Raw genomic sequence first — 3,621 nt, forward strand, 5'->3', positions numbered from 1 at the left:
GCGCACGGTGCGGCCCAGCCAGGTCACGACGGCGCCCGGTTCGAACGGCTGCGTATCGAGGCGCGCGGCGAGGCGTTCGGCGATCCATCCTGCCTTGGCGCGGGCGAAGGCCACGACCTCGCCCAGACGTCGCTCGCTGGGGGCCACGGCCACAGCTTCGCCTGCGCGAGCGTCGATGCGGATCGACAGCCTTCGCGCGCGCGGATTGACCGACAGCCTCAGGGCGCCGCCGCCCTCAAGCGGCAGACGCTGACCGTTCCGGTACGACACTGAAGGCTTCGTTCTGAGCGATGAAGTCACGCACGCGCGGATAGATCTCCTCGCGGAAACGGCGACCGTTGAAGACGCCGTAATGGCCGACCTTGGGCTGGACGTAGAGCAGGCGCCGGTCATCGGGAATGTTGGTCGTCAGGCCGTGCGCCGCCTGGGTCTGGCCGACGCCGGAGATGTCGTCCATCTCGCCCTCGATGGTGGCCAGGCCGATGTCGGTGATCGCCGTCAGATCGACCGTCTCGCCGCGATGCTGCAACAGGCCGCGCGGCAGCAGGTGCTGCTGGAAGACGATGTCGATGGTCTGGAGATAGAACTCTTCGGTCAGGTCCAGCACTGACAGATATTCGTCGTAGAACTGCTCGTGCTTCTCGACCCCGTCGCCGTCGCCCGCCACCAGATCCTCGAAATAGCGGCGATGGGCGTCGACGTGCTTGTCCTCGTTCATCGACATGAAGCTGTAGAGCTGGACGAAGCCCGGATAGACCCGCCGCCCCACGCCCGGATAGGGCCAGGGCACGGTGTGGATCATGTTCGACTTGAACCAGGTGAAGGGCTTTTCCTCGGCCAGCTGGTTCGTCACTGTCGGTGACAGACGGGCGTCGATGGGCGAGCCCATGAAGGTCATGGAGGCGGGCCGGTTCGGGTCGTTCTGCGCCGCCATCACGGCGCAGGCCGCCAGCACCGGCGGCCCCGGCTGGCAGACGCCGACGACGTGGGCGCGCGGGCCGACGGCGGCCAGCATCTCGCGCACGTGATCGATGTAGTCGTTGAAGTCGAAGCGCCCTTCCAGCATCGGCACCTGGCGGGCGTTGGTCCAGTCGGTGACATAGACGTCGTGGTCCTGCAGGAAGGTCTCGACCGTGCCGCGCAGCAGGGTGGCGTAGTGGCCCGACAGCGGGGCCACGATGACCACGGCGGGCGCCGCCGCGGGTTTGCCCGCGCGCTTCAGGTCGCCGATGTTGCGGGCGAACCGCACCAGTCGGCACCAGGGCGAGGACCAGACGACCTGTTCGGTGGTCCGGACGGCCTTGCCCTCGATCTCAAGCGCCTCAAGCCCCCAGGCGGGCTTGCCGTAACGGCGCGTCAGGCTCTCGAACACCTCGGCCGAGGCATAGGCGGTGCGGCCGATGGCCGTGTCCGACGCCGGATTGAACGGAGAGGTCCAGAACTGACGGGCCATCTGGGCCCCGATCCGGAACGGCGTCGCCGAATGATAGGCGAGCTCGTGAAAAGCGTAGAGCATGAAACCCCGACTGCGGCCCCCGCCGATGCGGAACGCCGATCATACAGGGTGCTGCGCCGCAAAAAAGACCGGTCGCGCTTCGTTCAGGGAAAGGTGATCAGCCCTTTTCCATGGCGTTTTCGATCAGGGTCGCGGTGCGGCTGGGGCCCAGGTCGTGCGCCACGGCGCTGCGGAACTGTCCGTCCGGCCCCATCAGATAGACGGTCAGGCCGTGGTTCATGGTGTAGCCTTCGCCCTCCCCCACCTTCTGATAGAAGGCGCGATAGGCCTTGGCGGCCTTGGCCACCTGCTCCGGCGTGCCGGTCAGGCCGATGACGCCGTCGGGGAAGCCGTCCGACGAGAGGTAGTCCTTCAGCATCTGCGGCGTGTCGCGCTCGGGGTCGATGCTGATGAAGACGATCTGCAGATCCTCAGCCTTGTCGCCCATCCGCTCCTGCACGGCGTTCAGCACGCCCAGGGTGGTGGGGCAGTAGTCGGGACAGTAGGTGAAGCCGAAGAAGACCAGGGTCCATTTGCCGTTCAGGATCGTCTGGTCGACCGTCTTGCCGTTCTGATCCGTCAGGGTGAAGTCGCCGCCGACCAGGGGCTGGCCCGTCGCGACATCCGTGGTCTGGGCCGCCTGCTGACGGCCGCCGACGACCACCATGGTGATCAGGCCCAGCGCCAGGGCGATGACCGCGCAGGCGGCGGCGAACAGGATCACAGGACGGCGGGGCATGGCGTCTCCTCATCAGGCACGGAGGTCATTTCAGCGGCCGCGACACGGCGAACCGTGCAGCCGCTCTTCGCCCGGTCTATAGAAGAGCGGTGAGCCGTACAGAAGCCCCCATCCCGTCGCACGCCCGCCCCCAGGCCCATCATCAGGCCTATCCGCACGACCTGATTCAGGCGGCCGGCGAACTGGCCGGTCTGCCGGAACTGCCCCGACGCGGGAGGGGCCTGTCGCTGCGCACCCTGATCGTACTGCGCTGGCTGGCGGTGATCGGCCAGACCTCGGCCATCCTGACCGCCTATTTCGCCCTGCACTTCCCTTTGCCTCTATGGGAATGCCTGACCGTGATCGGCGCGGGCGTGGCGATGAACCTGGCCACCATGGCGCGGGCGCGGCGCATCGACGGCAGCCTGCCCGACGGGCCGAGAACCGCCGCCCAGCTGGGTTTCGACATCCTGCAGCTGGCCACCCTGCTGGCCCTGACCGGCGGGCTGGCCAACCCCTTCTGCCTGCTGCTGGTGGCGCCGGTGACGATCGCGGCGGCGGCTCTGCCTGCGCGCCAGGCGGTGATCCTGGGAATCATGGCCCTGATCGCCGTGGGCTTCCTCTTCTCCTGGTCTCTGCCCCTGCCGTGGCGGCTGCACGAGCATCTGGAGCTGCCGGGCCTCTATCGTCTGGGGCTGGGGCTGGCGCTGGTGACTGGGGTGCTGTTCACCGCCGGCTACGCCTGGAAGGTGGCGGCCGACGCCGACAAGCTGGAACTGGCTCTGGCCACCACTCAGGATGTGTTGCAGCGCGAGCAACGACTGGCGGCCCTGGGCGGCCTGGCCGCCGCCGCCGCCCATGAACTGGGCACGCCCCTGGCCACCATTCAGGTCGTCGCCAAGGAGATGCTGCGCGACGCCGCGCCCGACAGCCCGGCGGCCGAGGACGCCGCCCTGATCCTGCAACAGGCGGAACGCTGCCGCGCCATCCTGAAACAGCTGTCGGCCCAGCCCGAAGAGGGCGACGCCCTGTTCGCCGACATCGGCCTGAAGGCTCTACTGGAAGAAGTGGCCGAGCCGCACCGGGGCTTCGACCTGGATTTCGACATCGCCCTGAAGATCCCGCCCGGCCAGGACGCCCCGCGCCTGCGCCGCCTGCCCGAGATCGTCCACGGCCTGTCCACCCTGGTCGAGAACGCCGCCGACTTCGCCACCGCCCGCGTCCAGTTGACCGCTGTGGTCGACGCCGGGTGGATCGAGATCGACATTGTTGACGACGGCCCCGGCTTCGCCTCCGAAATCCTGCCGCGTCTGGGCGAGCCCTATGTGACCAGCCGCCCCCAAGCCAAGGCCCGCCGCGCCCTGGCCGCCCAGATCGCCTCGGCCACCCGCCGCCCCGCCCGGCGGGA

3 protein-coding genes and 1 pseudogene are annotated in these 3,621 nt (G+C 68.5%); 1 reads left to right on the forward strand and 3 read right to left on the reverse strand.

Annotated features, from left to right (window positions below; translation table 11 throughout):
* From RT567_RS14925 to RT567_RS14935, 3 genes and pseudogenes are all read right to left on the reverse strand, one after another.
* Positions 1–270 (reverse strand): annotated as a pseudogene (locus RT567_RS14925) (M48 family peptidase); the annotation flags it as partial.
* Positions 236–1,516: a polyhydroxyalkanoate depolymerase gene (locus RT567_RS14930; RefSeq protein ID WP_313577036.1), complete on the reverse strand. Its 1,281-nt coding sequence runs from the start codon at positions 1,514–1,516 to the stop codon at positions 236–238. The gene RT567_RS14930 and the pseudogene RT567_RS14925, both read right to left, overlap by 35 nt.
* Positions 1,517–1,613: 97 nt before the next feature.
* Entirely contained in the window at positions 1,614–2,234 is a 621-nt protein-coding gene (locus tag RT567_RS14935) for an SCO family protein (RefSeq protein WP_313577037.1), read from the reverse strand.
* Positions 2,235–2,323: 89 nt separating this feature from the next.
* On the opposite strand from RT567_RS14935, the gene RT567_RS14940 reads away from it, so the two are divergent.
* Positions 2,324–3,621 (forward strand): ActS/PrrB/RegB family redox-sensitive histidine kinase (locus RT567_RS14940; RefSeq protein ID WP_313577038.1); only part of this gene is annotated, 1,298 nt, incomplete at its 3' end.

The organism is Brevundimonas sp., from assembly GCF_032107865.1.
Taxonomy (GTDB): Bacteria; Pseudomonadota; Alphaproteobacteria; order Caulobacterales; family Caulobacteraceae; genus Brevundimonas.

What these genes read in the sequence shown, in the direction of transcription:
- RT567_RS14930 (WP_313577036.1), bottom strand. Translation starts at nt 1,516, where the DNA reads ATGCTCTACGCTTTTCACGAGCTCGCCTATCATTCGGCGACGCCGTTC.
- RT567_RS14935 (WP_313577037.1), bottom strand. Translation starts at nt 2,234, where the DNA reads ATGCCCCGCCGTCCTGTGATCCTGTTCGCCGCCGCCTGCGCGGTCATC.